General features: G+C 60.2%; 19 protein-coding genes. 4 read left to right on the forward strand and 15 right to left on the reverse strand.

What is annotated here, in order from left to right:
• Window positions 1-270 precede the first annotated feature (270 nt).
• From ahpC to AAHK20_RS19215, 4 genes are all read left to right on the forward strand, one after another.
• Window positions 271-834 carry an alkyl hydroperoxide reductase subunit C gene (gene ahpC, locus AAHK20_RS19200; RefSeq protein ID WP_449183091.1) on the forward strand — a complete coding sequence of 188 codons (564 nt, stop codon included), beginning with the start codon at window positions 271-273 and terminating at the stop codon, window positions 832-834.
• A gap of 110 nt (window positions 835-944) precedes the next feature.
• A complete protein-coding gene (gene ahpF, locus AAHK20_RS19205) occupies window positions 945-2531 on the forward strand; it encodes an alkyl hydroperoxide reductase subunit F (RefSeq protein ID WP_449183092.1) in 1587 nt (528 codons plus the stop codon).
• A 184-nt stretch (window positions 2532-2715) separates the two neighbouring features.
• Complete coding sequence (locus AAHK20_RS19210; RefSeq protein WP_449183093.1) at window positions 2716-2973, forward strand: oxidoreductase-like domain-containing protein; 258 nt, start codon at window positions 2716-2718, stop codon at window positions 2971-2973.
• 35 nt (window positions 2974-3008) lie between these two features.
• The gene (locus AAHK20_RS19215; protein WP_449183094.1) at window positions 3009-3362 is read left to right on the forward strand and encodes a hypothetical protein; all 354 of its coding nucleotides are present in this window, start codon (window positions 3009-3011) and stop codon (window positions 3360-3362) included.
• A 22-nt stretch (window positions 3363-3384) separates the two neighbouring features.
• Here the strand turns inward: AAHK20_RS19215 and AAHK20_RS19220 are convergent, their stop codons facing one another.
• From AAHK20_RS19220 to AAHK20_RS19290, 15 genes are all read right to left on the reverse strand, one after another.
• Window positions 3385-3963, reverse strand: a complete 579-nt coding sequence (locus tag AAHK20_RS19220; protein WP_449183197.1) for a pyridoxamine 5'-phosphate oxidase family protein — start codon at window positions 3961-3963, stop codon at window positions 3385-3387.
• Between the two features lie 23 nt (window positions 3964-3986).
• Window positions 3987-4691, reverse strand: a complete 705-nt coding sequence (locus AAHK20_RS19225; protein WP_449183198.1) for an SDR family oxidoreductase — start codon at window positions 4689-4691, stop codon at window positions 3987-3989.
• Between the two features lie 206 nt (window positions 4692-4897).
• A complete protein-coding gene (locus AAHK20_RS19230; protein WP_449183095.1) occupies window positions 4898-5233 on the reverse strand; it encodes an H-NS family nucleoid-associated regulatory protein in 336 nt (111 codons plus the stop codon).
• 118 nt (window positions 5234-5351) lie between these two features.
• Window positions 5352-6596 carry a M24 family metallopeptidase gene (locus tag AAHK20_RS19235; RefSeq protein WP_449183096.1) on the reverse strand — a complete coding sequence of 415 codons (1245 nt, stop codon included), beginning with the start codon at window positions 6594-6596 and terminating at the stop codon, window positions 5352-5354.
• 11 nt (window positions 6597-6607) lie between these two features.
• Window positions 6608-7741: an FAD-binding oxidoreductase gene (locus AAHK20_RS19240; RefSeq protein ID WP_449183097.1), complete on the reverse strand. Its 1134-nt coding sequence runs from the start codon at window positions 7739-7741 to the stop codon at window positions 6608-6610.
• A gap of 12 nt (window positions 7742-7753) precedes the next feature.
• Entirely contained in the window at window positions 7754-9010 is a 1257-nt protein-coding gene (locus AAHK20_RS19245; RefSeq protein WP_449183098.1) for an aromatic ring-hydroxylating oxygenase subunit alpha, read from the reverse strand.
• A gap of 171 nt (window positions 9011-9181) precedes the next feature.
• Entirely contained in the window at window positions 9182-10111 is a 930-nt protein-coding gene (locus tag AAHK20_RS19250) for a LysR substrate-binding domain-containing protein (protein WP_449183099.1), read from the reverse strand.
• 42 nt (window positions 10112-10153) lie between these two features.
• Window positions 10154-11188: a GlxA family transcriptional regulator gene (locus AAHK20_RS19255; protein WP_449183100.1), complete on the reverse strand. Its 1035-nt coding sequence runs from the start codon at window positions 11186-11188 to the stop codon at window positions 10154-10156.
• A gap of 10 nt (window positions 11189-11198) precedes the next feature.
• Window positions 11199-12200, reverse strand: coding sequence for a LysR substrate-binding domain-containing protein (locus AAHK20_RS19260; protein WP_449183101.1), 1002 nt, complete (start codon window positions 12198-12200; stop codon window positions 11199-11201).
• A 167-nt stretch (window positions 12201-12367) separates the two neighbouring features.
• Complete coding sequence (locus AAHK20_RS19265; RefSeq protein WP_449183102.1) at window positions 12368-13516, reverse strand: branched-chain amino acid ABC transporter substrate-binding protein; 1149 nt, start codon at window positions 13514-13516, stop codon at window positions 12368-12370.
• A gap of 63 nt (window positions 13517-13579) precedes the next feature.
• Window positions 13580-15073: an aldehyde dehydrogenase gene (locus tag AAHK20_RS19270; protein ID WP_449183103.1), complete on the reverse strand. Its 1494-nt coding sequence runs from the start codon at window positions 15071-15073 to the stop codon at window positions 13580-13582.
• Between the two features lie 17 nt (window positions 15074-15090).
• Window positions 15091-16422, reverse strand: coding sequence for an NAD(P)/FAD-dependent oxidoreductase (locus AAHK20_RS19275; RefSeq protein WP_449183104.1), 1332 nt, complete (start codon window positions 16420-16422; stop codon window positions 15091-15093).
• Between the two features lie 5 nt (window positions 16423-16427).
• Window positions 16428-17315: a dihydrodipicolinate synthase family protein gene (locus tag AAHK20_RS19280; protein WP_449183105.1), complete on the reverse strand. Its 888-nt coding sequence runs from the start codon at window positions 17313-17315 to the stop codon at window positions 16428-16430.
• 35 nt (window positions 17316-17350) lie between these two features.
• Window positions 17351-18646: a serine hydroxymethyltransferase gene (gene glyA / locus AAHK20_RS19285; protein WP_449183106.1), complete on the reverse strand. Its 1296-nt coding sequence runs from the start codon at window positions 18644-18646 to the stop codon at window positions 17351-17353.
• 71 nt (window positions 18647-18717) lie between these two features.
• Window positions 18718-19599 carry a glycine betaine ABC transporter substrate-binding protein gene (locus AAHK20_RS19290; RefSeq protein ID WP_449183107.1) on the reverse strand — a complete coding sequence of 294 codons (882 nt, stop codon included), beginning with the start codon at window positions 19597-19599 and terminating at the stop codon, window positions 18718-18720.
• Window positions 19600-19628 lie beyond the last annotated feature (29 nt).

Raw genomic sequence — 19628 nt, forward strand, 5'->3', positions numbered from 1 at the left:
ACGAAGAACCGGTGTGAGAATTATTCTATTTTTATATGTTTATCTCGATCCAATATTTATCTTTCGCATGTTTTGAGATCGATCGCAGGGACCGGATGCTGGCGTTGCCGGACACCTGATTGCCTTCTTTTCCCGCGACACTATGACCTAAGTAGATTTTTTCTATCGGACAGATAGATACTATCGAATTGCAAAAACGATAGCTTTCCTTCAGTATAGAGCCTGGTTACACGCCAACCGTTCTACCCACCCACTGCTGAAGGAAACTCTATGTCGCTCATCAACACCCAAGTCCAACCGTTCAAAGCACAAGCATTCCACAACGGCAAGTTCGTGGAAGTCACTGAGCAGTCGCTCTTGGGCAAGTGGTCGGTCGTGATCTTCATGCCGGCTGCATTCACTTTCAACTGCCCGACGGAAGTCGAAGACGCGGCAGAAAACTACGCTGCATTCCAGAAGGCCGAGGCGGAAGTCTACATCGTCACGACCGACACGCATTTCTCGCACAAGGTGTGGCACGAAACGTCGGAAGCCGTGGGCAAGGCGAAGTTCCCGCTGGTCGGAGACCCGACGCACCAGCTGACCAACGCGTTCGGCGTGCACATCCCGGAAGAAGGCCTGGCGCTGCGCGGCACCTTCATCATCAACCCGGAAGGCCAGATCAAGACGATGGAAGTGCATGACAACGCGATCGCTCGCGACGTCTCGGAAACGCTGCGCAAGCTGAAGGCTGCGCAATTCGTCGCCAAGAACCCTGGCCAAGTCTGCCCGGCCAAGTGGAAGGAAGGCGCGAAGACGCTGACCCCGTCGCTCGACCTGGTCGGCAAGATCTAAGGCTCTCCCGAGTCTGCATCGTCATTGATTTGATTTGACGAACCGGCCGGGGTCCTCCCGGCCGGCACTGAATCACCACGTTCGTAACCTCTCAAGCATCGGGGATCATCATGTTGGACGACAACCTCAAGGCCCAACTGCAAGCCTATTTGCAGCGCGTGAACCAGCCGTTCGAAATCGTGGCGTCGCTGGACGAGCAGTCGAGCTCGCACGAGCTCAATGAGCTGCTGCAAACCATCGCCGGGCTGTCCGACAAGATCACCGTGCGCACCGACGGCAACGACGCACGCAAACCGTCGTTCAGCCTGAACCCGGTGGGCGGCAAGCAAAGCCTGCGCTTTGCGGCCATCCCGCTCGGACACGAATTCACCTCGCTCGTACTCGCGCTCCTCTGGACCGGCGGCCATCCGCCCAAGGTCGAGCCCGAGCTGATCGAGCAAATCAAGGCACTCGACGGCGACTATCGCTTCGAGGTCTATATGTCGCTGACCTGCCATAACTGCCCGGACGTCGTGCAAGCGCTGAGCCTGATGGCCGTGCTGAATCCGCGTGTGCAGACCGTGGTGATCGACGGCGGGCTGTTCCAGAGCGAAGTCGACGAGCGCCAGATCATGGCCGTGCCGTGTGTCTATCTGAACGGCGAGGTGTTCGGCGCCGGACGCATGGATCTCGCGGAGATCGTCGCCAAGCTCGACACGGGTTCCGCCGAGCGCGAAGCGGCCAAGCTCAACGCCAAGGACGCATTCGATGTGCTGATCGTCGGCGGCGGCCCTGCCGGATCGGCGGCGGCGGTCTACGCGGCGCGCAAGGGCATCGATACCGGCATCGCGGTCGAACGCATGGGCGGCCAGGTCAACGACACGCTGTCGATCGAGAATTACATCTCGGTGCTCGAAACCGACGGCCCGAAGTTCGGCGCGGCGCTCGAAGCGCAAGTGCGTCACTACGGCGTCGACATCATGTCGCAGCAGCGCGCCGTCGAGCTGATTCCGGCCACGCAGCCGGGCGGCCTGGTCGGCGTGCGGATGGAGAACGGCGGCGTGCTGCAAAGCCGCAGCGTCATCCTCTCGACCGGCGCGCGCTGGCGCAACGTCAACGTGCCGGGCGAGCAGGAATACAAGAACAAGGGCGTGGCCTACTGCCCGCACTGCGACGGCCCGCTCTTCAAGGGCAAGCGCGTCGCGGTGATCGGCGGCGGCAACTCGGGCGTCGAAGCGGCGATCGATCTGGCGGGCGTCGTTGCGCACGTCACGCTGATCGAGTTCGCCGACCAGCTCAAGGCCGACGCGGTACTCGTGGCGAAGCTCAACAGCCTGCCCAACGTGACCGTGAACGTGAACGCGCAAACGACCGAGATCACGGGCGACGGCAACAAGGTCAACGGTCTGCGCTTCAAGGACCGCGTGAGCGGCGCGGAACACACGGTCGCGCTCGAAGGCGTGTTCGTGCAGATCGGCCTGGTGCCGAACACCGAGTGGCTCAAGGGCACGGTGGAGCTGAGCCGGTTCGGCGAGATCGTCGTCGATGCCAAGGGGCACACGAACGTGCCGGGCGTCTTTGGCGCCGGCGACTGCACGACCGTGCCGTACAAGCAGATCGTGATCGCTGCGGGCGACGGCGCGAAGGCGGCGCTGAGCGCGTTCGATTACCTGATTCGCACGCCGTTGGTCGAAGAGACGGCTGCGATCGAGGCTTGATGCGCCGTCACTGACGGCGGCTTAGTTCGCGGGCACCTTGTATTTCCCGCGGAGTGCGCCAACCTGGGACCTGAGATCCTCACACGAGAGTCTCAGGTCCTTTGTCATTTCAGGCGCGGGAAGCAAATGTGCCGATCATGGCGCTCAACCTATACTGACCACTCCACATCAGGCGGATGAAATCGTGTCAAAAGCGCCCCATCCGGAACAATCGCTCGACGATCCACGCCCGACTCCGCCGGAGAAGCCGGACCTCGAGGATTGCTGCCATAGCGGCTGCTCACCCTGTGTGTTCGATTTGTACGACGAGGCGCTCGAACGCTATGAAGCGGCGCTGGCCGCATGGGAAGAGCGCCGCGCGGCAAAGGAAGGACGTCGACAATCCGCGTCGCAGATGCACGCGAGGCGTACGGCGCCAAAAAAATCGACTACTCTGATCTGATTGAACTTCGCCGCACTTGCCTACCCGAAGCAACGATGAACAATCGCGATATCAACCAAATCCCCGACGGGCGCGCCGAGTTGCTCTGCTTTCTAGTCGCAACGGCCGCTGCGTCTTACGCACTGACCCAAGAGTGGCGAGTGGACCACGTGGTGGCCAATTGCCGTGCGTGGCTCGCGCGGCATCTGGTGTCGATGGATTGGCTCGAGCGCGTCGAACTCGGCCAACTTGCGCTGAAAATTGCCGAAAGAGAACTGCTCACTGCCGGCATCGCCGTGCGGCTCTCGAGTGTTCAGGCGCTCTTTACGGAGGAAATGGGGCTCAACTATTCGAGCACCATGATTCAGAGAATGCTCAACCTTTGCAGGGAGCGAGCTGAGTCTCTGTAACGGACGGGCGGTGGCGACGGACTTATGGTGCCACCCAGCTGCCGTGCCAAATCCCGTTCTCGCGAACAAACCTCGCGCGAGCATGACCGGTTGGCGATAGGTCCAGATAGTCGAATCTGCTCACGTCGACAGTCACGAGGCAAAAATTTTCAAAGCCGGCGTTCGGGTCGACGTTCCCTTGCTTGGCTGTCGCATGCGCGTCTATCGGCGACTCGATGACCGTGCCAGGGACCAGCGGCGCGCGGTAGACGATCAGCGTGCGAGGCCGGCTTGCGTTCCAGTACTCTCTTCGCTCATCCGCGCTATCCACTATCCGCGCGACGCCTTCGACACGAATCTGAATGCCCGCGTCCAGATCACAGCCCGTGAGCGCAATCCGGCTGTCTTTCCTCAGTTCCGAGACCTTTTCCGATCGCGCATCGGTATGGAAGGTCAATGAGGCTTCATCTTTGCTTACCCCCCGCAGCACGATCGTGCGCGCCTTCGGCGCCCCGTCCAGCCCCAAAGTTGCGGCCTGGAGCATGGTGAACGGCGAGCGCGTCGCTCCTGCATTTGCGCCGGAACTCAGCAGCGACCATATCCGGTCGAGTAGATCGGTCATATCGCTCATAGGTCCGCGTGCTTTTACAAAGCTCGCACGATGCCGCCGTCGACCCGAATGTTCTGACCGGTCATGTAACCCGCGCCATCGGAAAGCAGGAACGTTACCGTCTTAGCGATCTCCTGGGTCTTGCCAAACCGGCCGACCGGAATGCGCGCGACGATTTCAGGCGTCTCCGGCCAGCTGTCGATGAAGCCCGGCAGAACCGAGTTGATCCGGATGTTGTCCTTGGCGTAACGATCGGCATACAAGCGCGTGAATGCACTGAGTGCCGCGCGCAGTGCGGAGGAAACCGGCATGGCCTGCTCCGGCGCATCTGCCGCGAAGCTCGAAATATTGACGACCGCTCCGCCGCCCTGCTTCAGAAAAACCGGCGTGACACGACGCAGCACACGCGCGACGTTCAGCACGATCAGATCCAGCCCCTCGTGCCATTTGCTGTCCTCGATGGCAAGGAGATCGCCCTTGGGCGGATGGCCCGTATTGTTCACGACCGCGTCGATACGGCCATATTTCGCTAGGGTTTCGGAAACAAAACGATCGATATCCGCCTCCTCGGTGACGGACCCCGCTACGCCGAATCCGCCCAATTCCTTCGCCAACTCGACAGCACTGCCCGACGGCGACATCAGCGCCACACGATAGCCATTCGCCGCAAGATCCTTGGCGATCGCCGCACCCATGCCCTTGCCGGCCGCCGTCATCAACGCTACTTTTTCTACAGTCATCCTGCTCTCCGTTAAGATCCGGCGGAGCGCCACTTCAGGGCCTCCATCCGCCTGCCACGGCACACTGTACGGCGATAGCAGGACGCTGTCGAATCATGATTTCTTCGGTCTGACTATAGAATTTCTACGGTATGCGATAAATCGGCTCAAAAGGACGGCAGTCCAGGCTGAAGCCGGTCTTAGGATGACCGGCGCGCTGCGCCGTATTACGAACGAGCTGTCGCCAAACGAGTGCCGGCAAACGGGTCTTTGCTCCAGTCGACGGTCGCGGGTGCGCGGCTGGCAGGGGCGGGCTTCTTTGCCGACTTCGCTGCGACGGCGAAGTGCTCCAGCGACTGCCCGGCGCTCGTAGCTTGAATAAGCCATTGCGGCATCGCTCCCTTGCCATCCCACGTGTCGCCAAACGCATTGCGATAACGCACCGATTTCTGCCGCATCCGCTCCTCAGCAATCGCCGCCGCGAGGTCGGCCACCTTGATGCCAACCTGCGCCATGCGGCGGCGCAGATACGCAACCATGCTGTCTCGCTTACGCTCGTCCATTTGCTTGCCCCTCGGCTCAGTCTGGAATGCGCACAGTATCGGCACGCAAAAGGGCCAAGTCGATCTCAATTCCTGAAAACATTGTTCGTGCCGGGATGCAAATCGCCCGCCGGCCATCTCACAGCCAGTCGGTTTCAAAGCTGCACGACGTCAGCGGCACGCAACCGCTCTCCGTGAGCACGACCTGCTGCTCGAGCTTCACGCCTTGACCCCCTCCCTCCGCACCGATATAGCTCTCGACGCAAAGCGTCATGCCGACTTCAAACCGGCCGTCATAGCCGCCCGTTTCCCAATCGACCTGGTGCGCAATGTTCGGATATTCGTCGACCATGCCGATGCCATGCGCCACGCACGTGTACCGATTCTTCAGATAGATCTCGGGTATTTTCCAGGCCCGTTCCGAGAACTCGCGGAATGTCATGCCTGGACGCAACAGATCCATGTTGAAGTGGACTTGCGAATAGGCCATTTCATAAAGCTTTCGCTGCTCGTCGGAAGGTTGGGTATGGCCTACGGTCCACGTCCGGGAGATATCCGAGCAATAGCCATGCGGCCCGACCATGTCGGTATCGAAGGCCAGCAACTCGCCTTCTTGCAGAACCCGCGAGGAACATTCATGCATCCATGGATTGGTCCGGTCGCCCGACGCGAGAAGACGCGTCTCGATCCACTCTCCACCGTGCCGGATATTCTCGTAGTGAAGGTTGGCCCAGAGGTCCTGCTCGGTCATTCCCGGCCGCAGCTCGCGATGCATGCGCTCGATCCCCTTCTCGCATGCGCGTAGCGACTCGCCCATGAGCACGAGTTCCCCCGGAGACTTCACTGCGCGAGCCATCTCCATCACCGCCTGCCCATCGAGGAGATTCAGGCCATGCTTGCTCAGGTAGGCCGCGCCGACGGGGTCGAGCCGGTCCACCGCCAGACGAAGTTCATTCGGCGCACGCTGGCTCAGCACTCCGACTATCTCGGCGCCCCATACGTCGGCGCGGCGCTCCGCTTCGGTACCCGCGTTGAAGAAGGTCCAACTGACCGCGCTGCGCATTTCGAGGTCCAGATTCAATCCGTCCCACACGTGTTCGCAGCTATGAAATTCCCAGGCGACGACGCGGCCATCGGCAAACACCATTACGTATCGCGACGGGTTGCGGCCCGTCCAGATCTGCATGTTGGACGCATCCGTCGCGTAACGGATATTGACCGGGTCGTACAGCAAGATCGCGGGGCAGTTGTTCTTGCGCAATTGCTCCGTCACGCGTGCCAGTCTGTACGCCCGGACGTCGAGCAGAGTGGTTTCTGTTCCTTTCTGATGAGCGACAGTGCTCACATCAATCCTCTCGCCGCACGCAACGTTGCCTTGGTTCATGGGATGCCGGGTCAAAGTTCAAGCACTAAATCGGATGTAGGGCGGCTGCAGCACAGAAGATGAAAACCCTTCTGGACTTCTCTGTCCCGAATCCCGCCGTTGTGATGCATATCGACCGTGCCTTCGAGCACTTTGGTTTTGCAGGTGCCGCACACGCCCTGGGTGCACGACGATGCAATTGCCACCCCCGCCTTTTTCGCCGCGGCAAGTACGGTTTCCGATGAGCTCATCGTGAACGTCTTCGCGGAACGGGAAAGCTTGACCGTGTAGGTGTGTTGCGCAGCGTCGCCTTTCGATGAAGCGGACTCCGGCGTTGCACCCGCCGTGATGTCGAAGCTTTCCTGGTGATAGCGCAACGGGTCGTGGCCGCCTTCTTGAAGCAATGCTCTGACCGCCTTCATGTAGCCCGCTGGCCCGCACGTGAATACTTCGCGGTCTGCGTAATCCGGTATCCACTCCGACAGGAGTTCGAGACTGAGCCGCCCCGTTGCTCCGGGCCAATCCGTCTCATCCTCGATGCTTTCGCACACGAAGAAAAGGCGCAGACGGGGAGACAGTTTTGCGAGCCTGTGCAACTCCTCACGGAAGACGATATCGGCGGGCGTCCTCGCGCTGTGCACGAACGCGATATCGCGGTCGAGCCCGAGGTCGATGCTCGCGCGCGTCATCGACATCAACGGCGTCACGCCTGAACCCGCCGACAGGTATATCGACTTTGCCGCCGCAGGAGCAGCGGTCGGCGTGAAGGTTCCGGAAGGGCCGTACGCCTGCAACTGGCACCCCGGCTTCATGTTGTCGTGGAGCCAATTGGACATGACCCCGCCCGGCACCCGCTTCACCGTGATGGACAGCAGATAGGGACGCGTCGGAGGCGATGAAATCGTGTAGCAGCGCTCAACCGATTGTCCCTGCACATTCGCCGACACAGTCATGAATTGGCCCGGCTCGAAGCGCACGGGCAATCCATCTCCCGCGCGGAACGCAAAGCTCTTGACGTCGTGCGTTTCGTCGACGACACGGCAGCACGTCAGCGTCCGCTGCTCGTTGCTCGCCCAGGGACTGCCGCCGCTTTCCCACGTGCTGGCGTCGGCGAACCGGTCGGCCGCCATGGGTGCGGGATTGAAAATGCTTTCAACAGCGTTCATGGCCTTAGCTCTTCAGATACCGTGTGCGTTCAATCGGGCCGCGTACCAGCGCGAGAACTGGTCCACGTAGGTTTCCGTGAAAGGCGAAAACGTGCCAGGTACGTACGCCGGGTCCTGAGTGCCTTCATGCGTGATTTCGACGAGGTGCTTGTCTTGCGTGTTGGTCGCAATCCAAACTTCCGTTAAATCCTTGAGATCGTAATCCACGCCTTCAACGGCGTCGGCATGCACGAGCCATTTGGAGCGGACCAGCGTTTTGTCGGGGGCGAGCGGAATGATGTAGCTGATCACCGCATGGTCGCTCATGACGTGCGTCCATGAATTGTGGGTCCAGAGGTGCGTATCGCCGAGGTCGCGCCGCTGAAGATCGCCAAACAGCTTGGTGCTCGCGACCTTCGTGCTGAGGGTCTGCGATTCGCCGTTACCGGCGATGACGAGTTGCTGCGTTCTGAACTGCGTGACCGCCTCCTCGTCCAGCCACTCGACAGACGTGCTGACAAACCCGTCGCGCTCCCAGCTTGCTTGACAGGCTGCGTTGCGGGCCTTGTAGTCCTCGAGCGCGTGAAGCGATTCGTCACTGAGATTCTCTGGGCAGAAGCCGAAGTCTTCCGGCAAGAACGACGCCGTCAATTCCGGATGCGTGGCCTGGCAGTGGTAGCACTCGCGATTGTTTTCCATCACGAGTTTCCAGTTGCCGTTCTCGATGATTTCCTGCTCGAAGGCAATCTTGGTGTTCCGAAGGTCGTACGGTGCGAAACGCGGCGTCAACGTTTGTTCGAGCTTCGAGATGTCCTCCGGCGCATGCTCGTCGAGGCACACGAAGATGTGCGTCCCGACAATCCTGGTGTGCACCGGAATCAGGCTGCGGCAGGTCGCGTCGAAGTCCTTTCCCATGTGGGCAGCGTGGCGCAGGCTTCCATCGAGGTCGTACGTCCACTGATGGTAAGGACATACGAGCATGCCGACTGTCGACTTCCCCGCTTCTTTCAGACGCGCGCCGCGATGGCGACAGACGTTCCGGTAGGTGCGGATGTTCTCGTCGTCGTCGCGCACGATGATGATGGATGCCTTGCCGATATCGACGGTTGACACATCGCCGGGCTCGGGCACATCGGCCGTGACCCCGACCAGAATCCAATGCTTGTGGAAAAAGACCTCGACGTCCGTTTCGAAAACGTCCTGGCGACCGAACAGCTCGCCGGGCATGCCGTGACCGGGCCGACGGCTTCGAATCAACTCGCCATGGGTCTTGAATTGCACTTCGGACATCGTCGCTCTCCAATGTTCAAGGTCTCGGGACTTCGATGGTTCCCGCTATGACTTGAGTATTGGATTGACGAAAATGAGCGTCAACGCGCTTTATTTTCTGTCTGGCATGACTTTGGATTATGCGAGAGCCGAACCTGTTCTTGACGCAGGCCGCGAGCCCTCGCAAACGCCTCAACGCTCGATGGAGTCCTGCTGCAGCCAGTCGATCAGGCCATCGATTGCGGGGGTGATGGTGCGCCCATGCGGCACCACTACGTAATAAGCGTCGCTGACCTTGAACGAGGCGACCGGCAGCCTGACGAGTTCACCTGCCTCGATGAGATCGTGGACCATGCGTCCCCACCCAAGCGCGATGCCCTGGCCGAAACGTGCAGCTTGAACGGCATCCGTATAGAGACTGCATCGCAAGGCAAAGTTCAGTCGCAACGGCAGTCCCAAGCCCACAGCCTGAAACCACGCTTCCCAATCCATCCAACCTTCCGACGTTGCGTCCGATTCGATGAGCGGGGCGTTAGCGACGTCCTGCAGCGTTACCGGCGTACCGTGCGATTCCGCCCACTTCGGCGAGCAGACAGGGAATACCTCTTCGTCGAACAGCAGCGTTGCGGTGCCGTCTCCCCATCGACCGTTTCCGTATCGCACGGCGACATCGATCTCCTTGTGCCGGAGATCGGCGGTGAACATCTGCGTGGCAAGGCGAAGCTGAAGATTCGGTTGCGCCTGCTTGAGAGACGCGAGACGTGGCAGGAGACGAAAATGCGAGAACGCGGAAGTGGCCGCAAGCACCAGCTCCTGATGAACCGGGCCACTGCCTAGCCGGTCGAACACACCCGCAATTTTCTGCATCGACTCGGCAACGACGAGATAGAGCGCTTCCCCTTCCTCGGTGAGTTCGATTGAGCGGTGCAGACGATGAAAGAGACGAATCCCCAGCGTTTCCTCGATGAATTTGACTTGCCGGCTCACCGCGGCCTGCGTGACGCCAAGTTCGTTCGCCGCGAGGGTAAAGCTGCTCAAACGCGCGACCGATTCAAACTCGACGAGCGCGGTCATGGACGGAATGAGCCGCCGGTATCCTTTAGTCCCTGTTGCCGGTTTCATCTCGACTCTTTGGTCAACATAGGTCAGCGACTCACGTAGCGGCTACGTAGCGGCCAATGCGGGCGATTGGCTCTGCGGTCGCGCCACGCGATAAGCGTTCGGCGATTCTCCAAATTCTTTTCTGAACTCGCGGCCAAGATGAGAGGCATCCGAGAAGCCGCACGACGAGGCAATATCGGCGACGGTACGGTCCGAACTCGTCAGCAGCCACGACGCCATCCGTATCCGGATCTGCCGTCCGTAAGCGTGGGGAGATTTGCCGGTCTCCGCAGCGAAGAGCCGCTCGAGTTGCCGGACCGACATCTCGAGGCGTCGAGCCAGCTCCGCGAGGCTCAGCGGTTGCCCAATATGCTGCTCCATCAACAGGATTGCGCGCCTGACCTTGGGATGTGTCGCGGGCTCCAGTCCCGGAGGATGAGGCTGCGGGGCGTTGCCTTTCTGAGCGTCGTCGACCAGCATGATACGCAGCGCCTTCTGGACGATCGTGGCCTCAAAGTGCCGCAGCAGGATCGCCGCGGCCACATCAATCGAAGCGCGGCCGCCTGAGCAAGTAATGCGGCGTCTGTCGATGACGAACAACCGGTCCGCGACGAGGTTGCGTTCGTCGGCGCCCGGAAAGCGTTCAACGAAATCCCAGTAGTGGAACCAGCTCACGCACATCCGATATCCGTCCATGACCTCCGCCCGCATCAAGGCGAATACCCCTGTGCAAATCCCGACCAAGGTGGCCGGCGTTTGCGCAGCGTCACGAATGAACTGCAGCGTGGCTTTGCTTGCCGACGGCCCCGAATGCAGCAAACCGCCAACGACGACAACGTAATCGAATGTCCCGGCTTCCTCAAAGGTTGTCCAAGGCGTGACCTGGATGCCACAGCTTGCCCTGACCGGCACCAGCGATTCTCCGACGATGGTCCATGAACAGCGAACGGGCCGGCTCATGTCGCCTTCGTCGCTTGCGAGCCTGAGCAGATCGACGAAACCGGAAAACGCGGTCAACGTGAAGTTCGGCAATAGCACGATTCCAAAGCGCAGTGGCCGGGTGGTGCCGGCTTTGGAATGAATGGGCTCGTTAAACATGAAGCCAACGTTATTTGATGGTCTCGGCTTCGGCGTGTTGCCATTCGCGCATCATGACGCCGACCTCCTCGCCAAGCCACTCACGGAATTGCAAATACTCGGGCCGAAGCTTGGCGTTTTTGTGCGTGATCAGATAGTGGTAACGGTCGTGGAATACGAGCGCATCCTGCACCGGTCGAAGCAAAAGGCCCTGCTCGACCTGACGATGGACGAGGTGGTGCCAGCCAAGCAGCGTCCCCTCGCCCGCTTCCGCCTGTGAGACCAGGAGCCGATAGTCGTTGCTTTCCAGGTGTTCGTTCTCGACCAGCCGGTCCGAACCATCGCCTTGCTGAAACCAGTTTCTCCATACGCGCCAATCCACGTGCTCGCAAACCTGGGCGCGCCCCAGCAACGAAAGATTCAAGGTGGGATGCGAGAGCAGATCCAGCGGCTTCAACGACCTGCCGTGGAAGTGACGCTCGTAAAACGACCGGCTGCAGACCGGATAGACGATGTCATGGAAGAGCGGCTCGACGTCGTATTCCGCTTCGCGAGGTGGATTCTTGGTGATGATGACATCGGGCTCCATGAGCTCGTCGAGCTCCATGAAATGCTCCGTCACCATCACGTGCAATCGGATATCCGGATATCGCTTGCGGAACGTGGGCAGCCTGGCCGCCAACCACAGCGCCGAGAAGGTATGCGAGACCCAAACGGTCAGCGCATGTTTGTCGGAGCGGCGTACCGCCTGCGCCGCTTCCGCGATGTTCATGATCGAGAGGTACGAGGCGTTGTAGAGAATGCGCCCGGCGTCCGTGAGCGCAATGTGCCTCCCAGCGCGCTCGAACAGCGCCACGTCGAGGGAATCTTCGAGCTCCTTGATTTGTCTGCTGATTGCCGCCTGGGTGACGCAGAGCACCTCCGCCGCCTGAGTGAAGCTTTCGTAACGGGCTGCCGTGACGAAACATCTGAGCGCCCGCAATGACGGCATTTGGGCGAGAAGCCGGTCAGCAAATAGCTGCTTCTTTTGCATCGTTGTCACCTTTCAGGCGGGAGCCGAAAAACACCTCAGACAAAATAGTTTGCGATTCCCGCGGCTCACTGGCAAGAGTGGTCCTCCCTAAGCCGAGTAGCAAGCAACCGAGGCCCGCAACCGAACCGCCCCCGACAATAGCGGTTTGCACAAGCCCCCTTCGCAGGTCACTCCCCGCCTATCGTCGTTATCGCCACCCACTTCCCATCCTTGACTTGATAGAGCGTCGAGGTCGGATGCTTCAAGTCACCGTACGAATCGAATGCAATCTTCCCGGTGATGCCGTCGTACTGGGTGGTTCGCAGCACAGGCATGAACACCTCAGGCTTTGCCGAGTCCGCCTGCTTCATTGCGTTGATCGCTACCCAGGCGCTGTCATAGGCAAATGGAGCAAACGTCAAACTGTCTGCGCCAAATCGTTTCTTGAATTTTTCCGCGAATGCCTTTCCTTGAGGAAGCGACTCGATTGGCCGTCCGTACTCCCACGCCATGGCGCCTTCCGCGGCATTGCCTGCAATGCTGATGAAGATGCTGTCAGCGATACCGCCGCTGCCGACGAACTGGGTCTTCATGCCCAGTTGCTTCATTCGCTTGACCAGCAGGCCTGCTTGGTTGTCCAGGCCGGAGAAGAAGAGAAGGTCGGCGTTCGCCGCCTTGATGTTCGTCAGTTGAGCGTTGAATTCGACCGCTTTGTCATTGGTAAATTCGGCCGTCACGATTTGCCCGCCGGCCGCCAATGCCGCCTTCTTGAATTCATCCGTAGCGCCCTGACCAAATGCCGTGCGGTCGTCCATCAGGGCAATACGTTGCGCCTTGCTTACCGTTACCGCGTACTTTCCTGCGCTTCCGGAGTTCTGAGCGTCGGTAGCAATGATACGAAACACGTTCTTCAGGCCTTGCCGGGTGATGGCGGGGGCCGTAGCAGCGGGGTCGATCAAAGGAATGCCGGCTTTGGCAAAAATCGGAGAGGACGGCAATGCGACGCCGGAGTTGTAGTAGCCCACAACCGCCACTACGCCATCGTCGACCAGTTTCTGAGCCACCTGCACACCGATGCGCGGGTCGCCCTGGTCATCGACTGTGTTCAACTCGAAGCGCACCGCCTGCCCGCCCAGCTTGATGTGCTGGGCGTTAGCCTCCTCGATGGCGAGGAGCACGCCATTCTCCATGTCCTTCCCGTTCTGCGCTCCGGCTCCCGTCAATGGGGCCGACAAGCCGATCTTTACGACCTGCTGCGCAAAGGATGGAACGCTCGCAATCGACATAGCGACGACAGTCGATGCGAAGACAAGCATTTTTCGTGTGGTGTTGAGCATGGTTCTAATCTCGGTTGGTCTATGTCCGACCTAACAGGTCGGACTCTTTTTGCATGACGCGCTTCAGTCGAGCTTCAACCAGGTGGTCTTCAGCTCGCAGTACTGGTCATGCGCATAGACGGATTTGTCGCGGCCGCCGAAGCCCGATTGCTTGAATCCGCCGAATGGCGTCGACAGGTCGCCCTCGCCGAAGCAGTTCACCGTCACCGTACCGGCACGGATTCGCGCGGCAATCTTGTGGGCGTTGTTGACGTTGTCCGTCCAAAGCGAAGCGGCCAAGCCATAGCATGTGTCGTTGGCAATTCGAACCGCTTCGTCGATATCGGCATATTCGATAAAGCAGACCACAGGGCCAAAGACCTCCTCACGAGCGATGCTCATCTCCGGCGAGACGTTATCGAAGATGGTCGGCTCGACGAACCAGCCGCCCGTATCGGTACGCGTCGCCTTGCCGCCGCACACCAAGCGCGCCCCTTCCGCCTTCGCCTTCTCGATGTGGGCAAGCACCTTTTCATAGTGCTTTTCTTCGATCAGAGAACCAAGCTTGACGTCAGGGTCGAGCGGGTCGCCCGTTTTCCATCCTTCCAGAACGGCCTCGACCTTTTCGAGCAAGCGCGCTTTCAGCGTCGAAGGCACCAGAATGCGAGAGCCCGCGCTGCAGTTCTCGCCCATGTTCCAGAAGGCGGCCGCGACCGCTTGTTCGGCGACAGCGTCGAGATTCGCGACGTCGGGCAGCACAACTTGAGGGTTCTTGCCGCCGCATTCCAACACGACCCGCTTGAGGTTCGTGTCCGCCGAGTAATGAAGAAATCGCTTGCCGGTTTCCGTGGAGCCAGTGAACGCAACGAGGTCGACGTCGGCGTGCCTGCCCAACGCTTGGCCCGCGCTTTCCCCGAACCCGGTCACGACACTGAAGACACCCGCGGGCACGCCGGCTTCGATTGCGAGGTCGGCGATGCGCAGCGTCGACAGTGAGGTCTGCTCGGCAGGCTTCACGATGACGCTGTTGCCGACTGAAAGCGCCGGGCCGATTTTCCAGGCAAGCATGAGCGCCGGGAAATTCCACGGCAGGACCGCGCCCACCACACCAATCGGCTCGCGCGTAATCATGCTCACGACGCTCGCGCCCGACGGCGACAGCGCGTCGTATCGCTTGTCGGTAACCTCCGCGTGCCAACGGATACAGGCTGCCGACTCGGGGATATCCAGCCCCATGCACTCGCTGATCGGCTTGCCCGCTTCGAGCGCTTCGAGAAGCGCCAGTTCTTCGGCGTTTTCCTCGATCAGTTGCGCCAGCCGCAACAGCACGGCTTTTCGCTGCGCCGGCGCGGCCTTCGACCACACGCCGGACTCGAACGCATTCCTGGCTGCCACGACCGCGCGGTCGATATCTTTCGCATCGCACTTCGCGATATCGGCCAGACCTTTTCCAGTCGAAGGATTGAGGGTTTGGAACGTTTCATTCGAAGCAGCCGGACAGCGTTGCCCCGCGATGAACGCCCGTCCGTCGAGCGACAAGCCTTCTGCTTTCTGCTTCCATTCGTGATAAGTCGTCATGTGCTGTCCTCAAAAGTTCAAAGCTCGGCCCCCGCCGAGAACTCCTTGACCCAGATAGCCGCGGATACCGCGACGTCCGCAATCGGACGAACCGGCAGCGAGCGCGGATGCGGCTGGTTCAAAAGCTGGCGAATGAGCGCGTTGTCGTGTCCGAGCGCGTACTCGGCGATGAGCTTGCCTGATGCCGACCCTCGGCTCAGACCAAGGCCATTGCATCCGACAGCTTCAAAGACACCATCGCCGCGGCGTCCAAAAAGCGCACCGTTGTTGACGGACAAACACAAAGGTCCGCCCCACGTGTACTCGAGCTCGACGTCCTTCAACATCGGAAAACGCCGGTCGAACGAGCGCTGATGCAGACTCTTTGCCTTCGCCAAGTCGGCTGCGGACACTTCGAGATTGGGTCGAAACGCGAAGTGGTTGCGAACGCAAATGCGGTCGGTGATCAGACGTCGAACGGTCGAGCCCATTGGATCGGCCGGAATCAGTGCCCACGATCTCGTGCCGCCAAGCCGCTGCACTTCGTCCGGATTCATCACGCGCGTCATCGAAGCAAACGTGTACACGGGCAGCAGACCGTTCGGATGCCCCCCGAATTTCGCCGCATAAGCGTTGGTGCACAGCATCACGCGCTTCGCCACAATCTTGCCGCTTGCAAAGGTCAGAACCTTATTCGAACCCTGGTCCTCTATTGCCTTTGCCGCGCTAAGCTCGAAGACCTTCACGTTTTCCGGCAAGCTCGCAGCAAGACCACGCATGAGGGCTGCCGGCTGAACCGTACTGCACCCTGGCGTAAACAGCGCGCCCTGATAAAAGCTCGTGCCGGTGACCTTCGCGATTGCCGCTTCGTCGAGCCACTCACAAGCTTCGTCGATGCGAGCGAGCCCTTCGGCGAAATGAGCCAATGCAGCGTGACCCTTCTTGTTCACCGATGCATGAACCTTGCCGTCGTCCCGCCAATCGCAGTCGATGTTGTGTTGCTTCACCGCAGCGCGCACGTAGTCGATGCCGTGACGTTGCAAGCGGACATCGGCCTTGTCCGCTTCCACACTTCGCGAATAGCTTTCGCTGCTGATGTCATGCGGCAAATCGACGAAGAATCCGGAATTTCGTCCGGCTGTGGTGCGCCCTATACGGTCCGCCTCGACCAGCGCGATCGAAGCATCGGGCGCCAGCTCAGCCAAGCGCCGGGCTGCGCATAGCCCTGTAATGCCACCTCCGACCACCACCCAGTCATATCGATGTTCGGACGACACCGTGGTGGCAGAGTGCGGCGCGGGCAGACTTTCCCACCACCCGTTCACACCGTCCGGAGCAGGAAACCGCACGAATTCCAGATTCGAGGCCATGCAAGTTACTGCGCGTTGCGCAACATAGGTTGAACGAGTTTCGCAAACGCGCTGCGCTCTTCATCCGTGAGCGCGCCGAGCGGTGCCCGGGCGACACCGACTGGCAGCCCGGCCAACTCGCATCCGTATCGAACGTATTGAATGAATTTCCCGCTGCGCTCCAGCAGTTCGAGCACCGGCAGCAGTTGCGCCATCAGCTTGCGGCCAGTTTCGAAGTCGGCGCGCTTCACGCATGCGTCGAAGAGCGCGGTATGCGCTTCCGGCAAGAAGTTGGAAGCACCGCCGACCCAGCTCTTTGCGCCCCACGCGAAGAATTCGAGCGCCTGGTCATCCATCCCGCAGCTCAGCACGAGCTTGCCGCTAAAGTGGGTTGCAAGATGATGCAGATGCGAGATGTCGCCGGTGCTTTCCTTCATCGCGATGAAGTTCGGCCGTTCGAGCAGTTTTTCCAGAACGCCATCGCTGATTTCCGTTCCCGTGCGTGCCGGGAAGTTGTACAGCATGATCGGCATGTCGAGACTGTCGTCCACTTTCAGAAGGTGGTTGAGCAGTTCTTCCTGCGTCGGTTGAGTGTAGTAAGGCGCGGCAACCAGCAAGGCGGACATGCCGGCGCGTTTCGCTTCGTGCCCCAGGCGAATGACCTCCTTCGTCGTCGTCGCGTTGATGCCGGCCGTCAGATACGTCTTGCCGCCCGCCGCTTCCGCGACGGTGTCGAATGTCTGAACCCGTTCGTCGAAACTCAGCGCATAGTATTCGCCCGTGGTCCCGCCGATCCCCAGACCCGAAACACGGCCCGCAAGATTGACGGCATGCTTGCCGAGCAAATCATGGTTGATTTCACCGTCCGCATTGAACGGTGTGACGAGCGGTGTATGGACTCCCTCGAAGCTCATTTTCAATTCTCTCTTCAATAAAGACGCCGTATTGGCTAAACAAGGACTTCGGCGTGTGAATAGATGGGGAACTGGCTGCAGAGATCTCGCACTCGGTTACGCACGGCGCGCTCGACCCGCTCATCGCCGCCAGGCTCTCGTTCGAGCGACGACAAGACCTCCAGAATCATTTGCCCGACCTGCTCGAACTGCTCGGTGCCGAAGCCGCGCGTGGTCCCCGCAGGGGTGCCGAGACGGATTCCCGAGGTGACGGTTGGGTTCTCCGTATCGAACGGGATACCGTTCTTGTTGCAGGTGATGCCCGCGCGCTCCAGCGCTTTTTCGGCCTGCGTGCCGGTTAGCCGCTTCGAACGCAAATCGACCAGCAACAGGTGGTTGTCGGTCCCGTCCGTCACCAGGTTCAGGCCGCCCGACTTCAGGACGCTGCCGAGTGCCTGAGCGTTGCGTAGCACCTGGTCGATGTACGCGGTGAACTCGGGACGAAGCGCTTCGCCAAACGCGACCGCTTTACCGGCGATGACATGCATGAGCGGACCGCCCTGCAGCCCCGGGAACACAGCCGAATTGATTTTCTTGGCAATGTCGCCGTTGTTGGTCAGGATGAATCCGCCTCGCGGCCCGCGCAGTGTCTTGTGGGTGGTGGACGTCACCACGTCGGCGAACCGCACGGGGTTCGCGTGCCTGCCCGCCGCGACGATGCCCGCGATGTGCGCCATGTCGACCATCAACAAGGCATCCACGCTATCGGCGATCTCGCGGAACGCAGCGAAATCCAAAGCACGCGGATAGGCCGAATAACCCGCGATGATGAGCTTCGGACGATGCTCCTCGGCGAGCCGGCGAACCTGCTCGTAGTCGATGCGATACGTGTCGGGACTCACGCCGTATTGGACGGCGTTGAACCACTTGCCGGAAAGCGCGGGACGGGCCCCATGCGTCAGGTGCCCTCCCGCATCGAGCGACATGCCCATCACCGTATCGCCCGGCTTCACGAGCGCGAGCATCACCGCGCCGTTCGCCTGCGCTCCAGAATGAGGCTGCACGTTGGCGTATTCGGCTTCGAAGAGCGCCTTCACGCGGTCGATGGCAAGCGCTTCGATCCTGTCGACGTGCTCGCAACCGCCGTAATAGCGCTTTGACGGATACCCTTCGGCGTATTTGTTCGTCAGCACCGTCCCTTGCGCTTCCATCACCGCCGCCGAGACGATGTTCTCGGAGGCAATCAGCTCGATCTGAGTTTGCTGGCGGCGCAACTCGAGCGCAATCTCCGATGCGATAACGGGGTCACGGCTCTGGAGGGTTTCAGCAAAAAAGCGCGAGTTCTCGTTCACGTGGTCACTCCGGAATAGATCGTGTAGTGCATGTCTTGCAGGACTTCGAATTCAGTCGACGTGAGGCAGATTTACTGCTGCAACCAGGCTTTCAGTTTTTCCGGATGCGCGTCGACGAACTTCTTCGCTGCCGCTGCGTAGTCGTTCGTGGCATTGCCATCGAACTCGATCGATTCGACGTCAGCAAGAGTCAGCTTGAAATGCTTGAAGAAGACGTCCGCCCGCGGAAACTGGGTAGCGAACTGCTTGGAAGCGAAGGCGTGAACCTGCTCTTCGCCGCCCAGCGTGCCCTTCGGGTCTTTGAGGTAGCGCATCTGCCACTTCTGGAAGAGCCAATGGGGGCTCCAGACCGTGGCAACCACCCATTGCTTCGACTGATAGGCGCGCGAAACGCCTGCGAGCATCCCGGCCTCGCTCGACGACTGCAGGTTGTACCCGTTCAGATCGTAAGCCTTGATGGTCTTTTCGGATGCCTGCATCAAACCGCCGCCAGGCTCGATACCGTCGATCGTCCCGCTCAGCTTGCTCTTGACGTCCGGCTTGTTGAGGTCGGAAATCGTCGACAGCTGCGACTCCGGAATGTATGCCGGCACGGCCCAGCCGTTTCTTCCGCCGGTGTAGATGATGCCGACATCATCCATGTCGTTCTTGTACTTCGCGTAATACGTTGCGTGAGTCACCGGCAGCCACCCGCCGACCATGATGTCGAGATCGCCGCGGGCGACGCCTTGATACTGGATGCCAATGTCAGCCTGCACGAACTTGACCGGCTGTTGGAGGTTGGTCTCGAGCACGTATTTGGCCACGTTAGCCACGGCCAGAACGTCTGCCCAGTTGGTCACCGCGATCTTGAGCGGTTCGGCCGCAACGGCGGAACCCACGCCGACGCCCATCGCAACGGCCGTCGACACCGCCAGTTTCGCCATGAGCGATTTGAAGAGACTGCTTTTCATGTAGCACTCCTACTTGAGAATAAAAAGTG

Source organism: Trinickia camelliae, assembly GCF_053525655.1.

Bases quoted from the DNA above. Each gene is read 5' to 3' on its own strand.
- ahpC (WP_449183091.1), top strand. From the start codon at position 271: ATGTCGCTCATCAACACCCAAGTCCAACCGTTCAAAGCACAAGCATTC.
- ahpF (WP_449183092.1), top strand. From the start codon at position 945: ATGTTGGACGACAACCTCAAGGCCCAACTGCAAGCCTATTTGCAGCGC.
- AAHK20_RS19215 (WP_449183094.1), top strand. From the start codon at position 3,009: ATGAACAATCGCGATATCAACCAAATCCCCGACGGGCGCGCCGAGTTG.
- AAHK20_RS19220 (WP_449183197.1), bottom strand. From the start codon at position 3,963: ATGACCGATCTACTCGACCGGATATGGTCGCTGCTGAGTTCCGGCGCA.
- AAHK20_RS19225 (WP_449183198.1), bottom strand. From the start codon at position 4,691: ATGACTGTAGAAAAAGTAGCGTTGATGACGGCGGCCGGCAAGGGCATG.
- AAHK20_RS19230 (WP_449183095.1), bottom strand. From the start codon at position 5,233: ATGGACGAGCGTAAGCGAGACAGCATGGTTGCGTATCTGCGCCGCCGC.
- AAHK20_RS19235 (WP_449183096.1), bottom strand. From the start codon at position 6,596: ATGAACCAAGGCAACGTTGCGTGCGGCGAGAGGATTGATGTGAGCACT.
- AAHK20_RS19240 (WP_449183097.1), bottom strand. From the start codon at position 7,741: ATGAACGCTGTTGAAAGCATTTTCAATCCCGCACCCATGGCGGCCGAC.
- AAHK20_RS19245 (WP_449183098.1), bottom strand. From the start codon at position 9,010: ATGTCCGAAGTGCAATTCAAGACCCATGGCGAGTTGATTCGAAGCCGT.
- AAHK20_RS19250 (WP_449183099.1), bottom strand. From the start codon at position 10,111: ATGAAACCGGCAACAGGGACTAAAGGATACCGGCGGCTCATTCCGTCC.
- AAHK20_RS19255 (WP_449183100.1), bottom strand. From the start codon at position 11,188: ATGTTTAACGAGCCCATTCATTCCAAAGCCGGCACCACCCGGCCACTG.
- AAHK20_RS19260 (WP_449183101.1), bottom strand. From the start codon at position 12,200: ATGCAAAAGAAGCAGCTATTTGCTGACCGGCTTCTCGCCCAAATGCCG.
- AAHK20_RS19265 (WP_449183102.1), bottom strand. From the start codon at position 13,516: ATGCTCAACACCACACGAAAAATGCTTGTCTTCGCATCGACTGTCGTC.
- AAHK20_RS19270 (WP_449183103.1), bottom strand. From the start codon at position 15,073: ATGACGACTTATCACGAATGGAAGCAGAAAGCAGAAGGCTTGTCGCTC.
- AAHK20_RS19275 (WP_449183104.1), bottom strand. From the start codon at position 16,422: ATGGCCTCGAATCTGGAATTCGTGCGGTTTCCTGCTCCGGACGGTGTG.
- AAHK20_RS19280 (WP_449183105.1), bottom strand. From the start codon at position 17,315: ATGAGCTTCGAGGGAGTCCATACACCGCTCGTCACACCGTTCAATGCG.
- AAHK20_RS19290 (WP_449183107.1), bottom strand. From the start codon at position 19,599: ATGAAAAGCAGTCTCTTCAAATCGCTCATGGCGAAACTGGCGGTGTCG.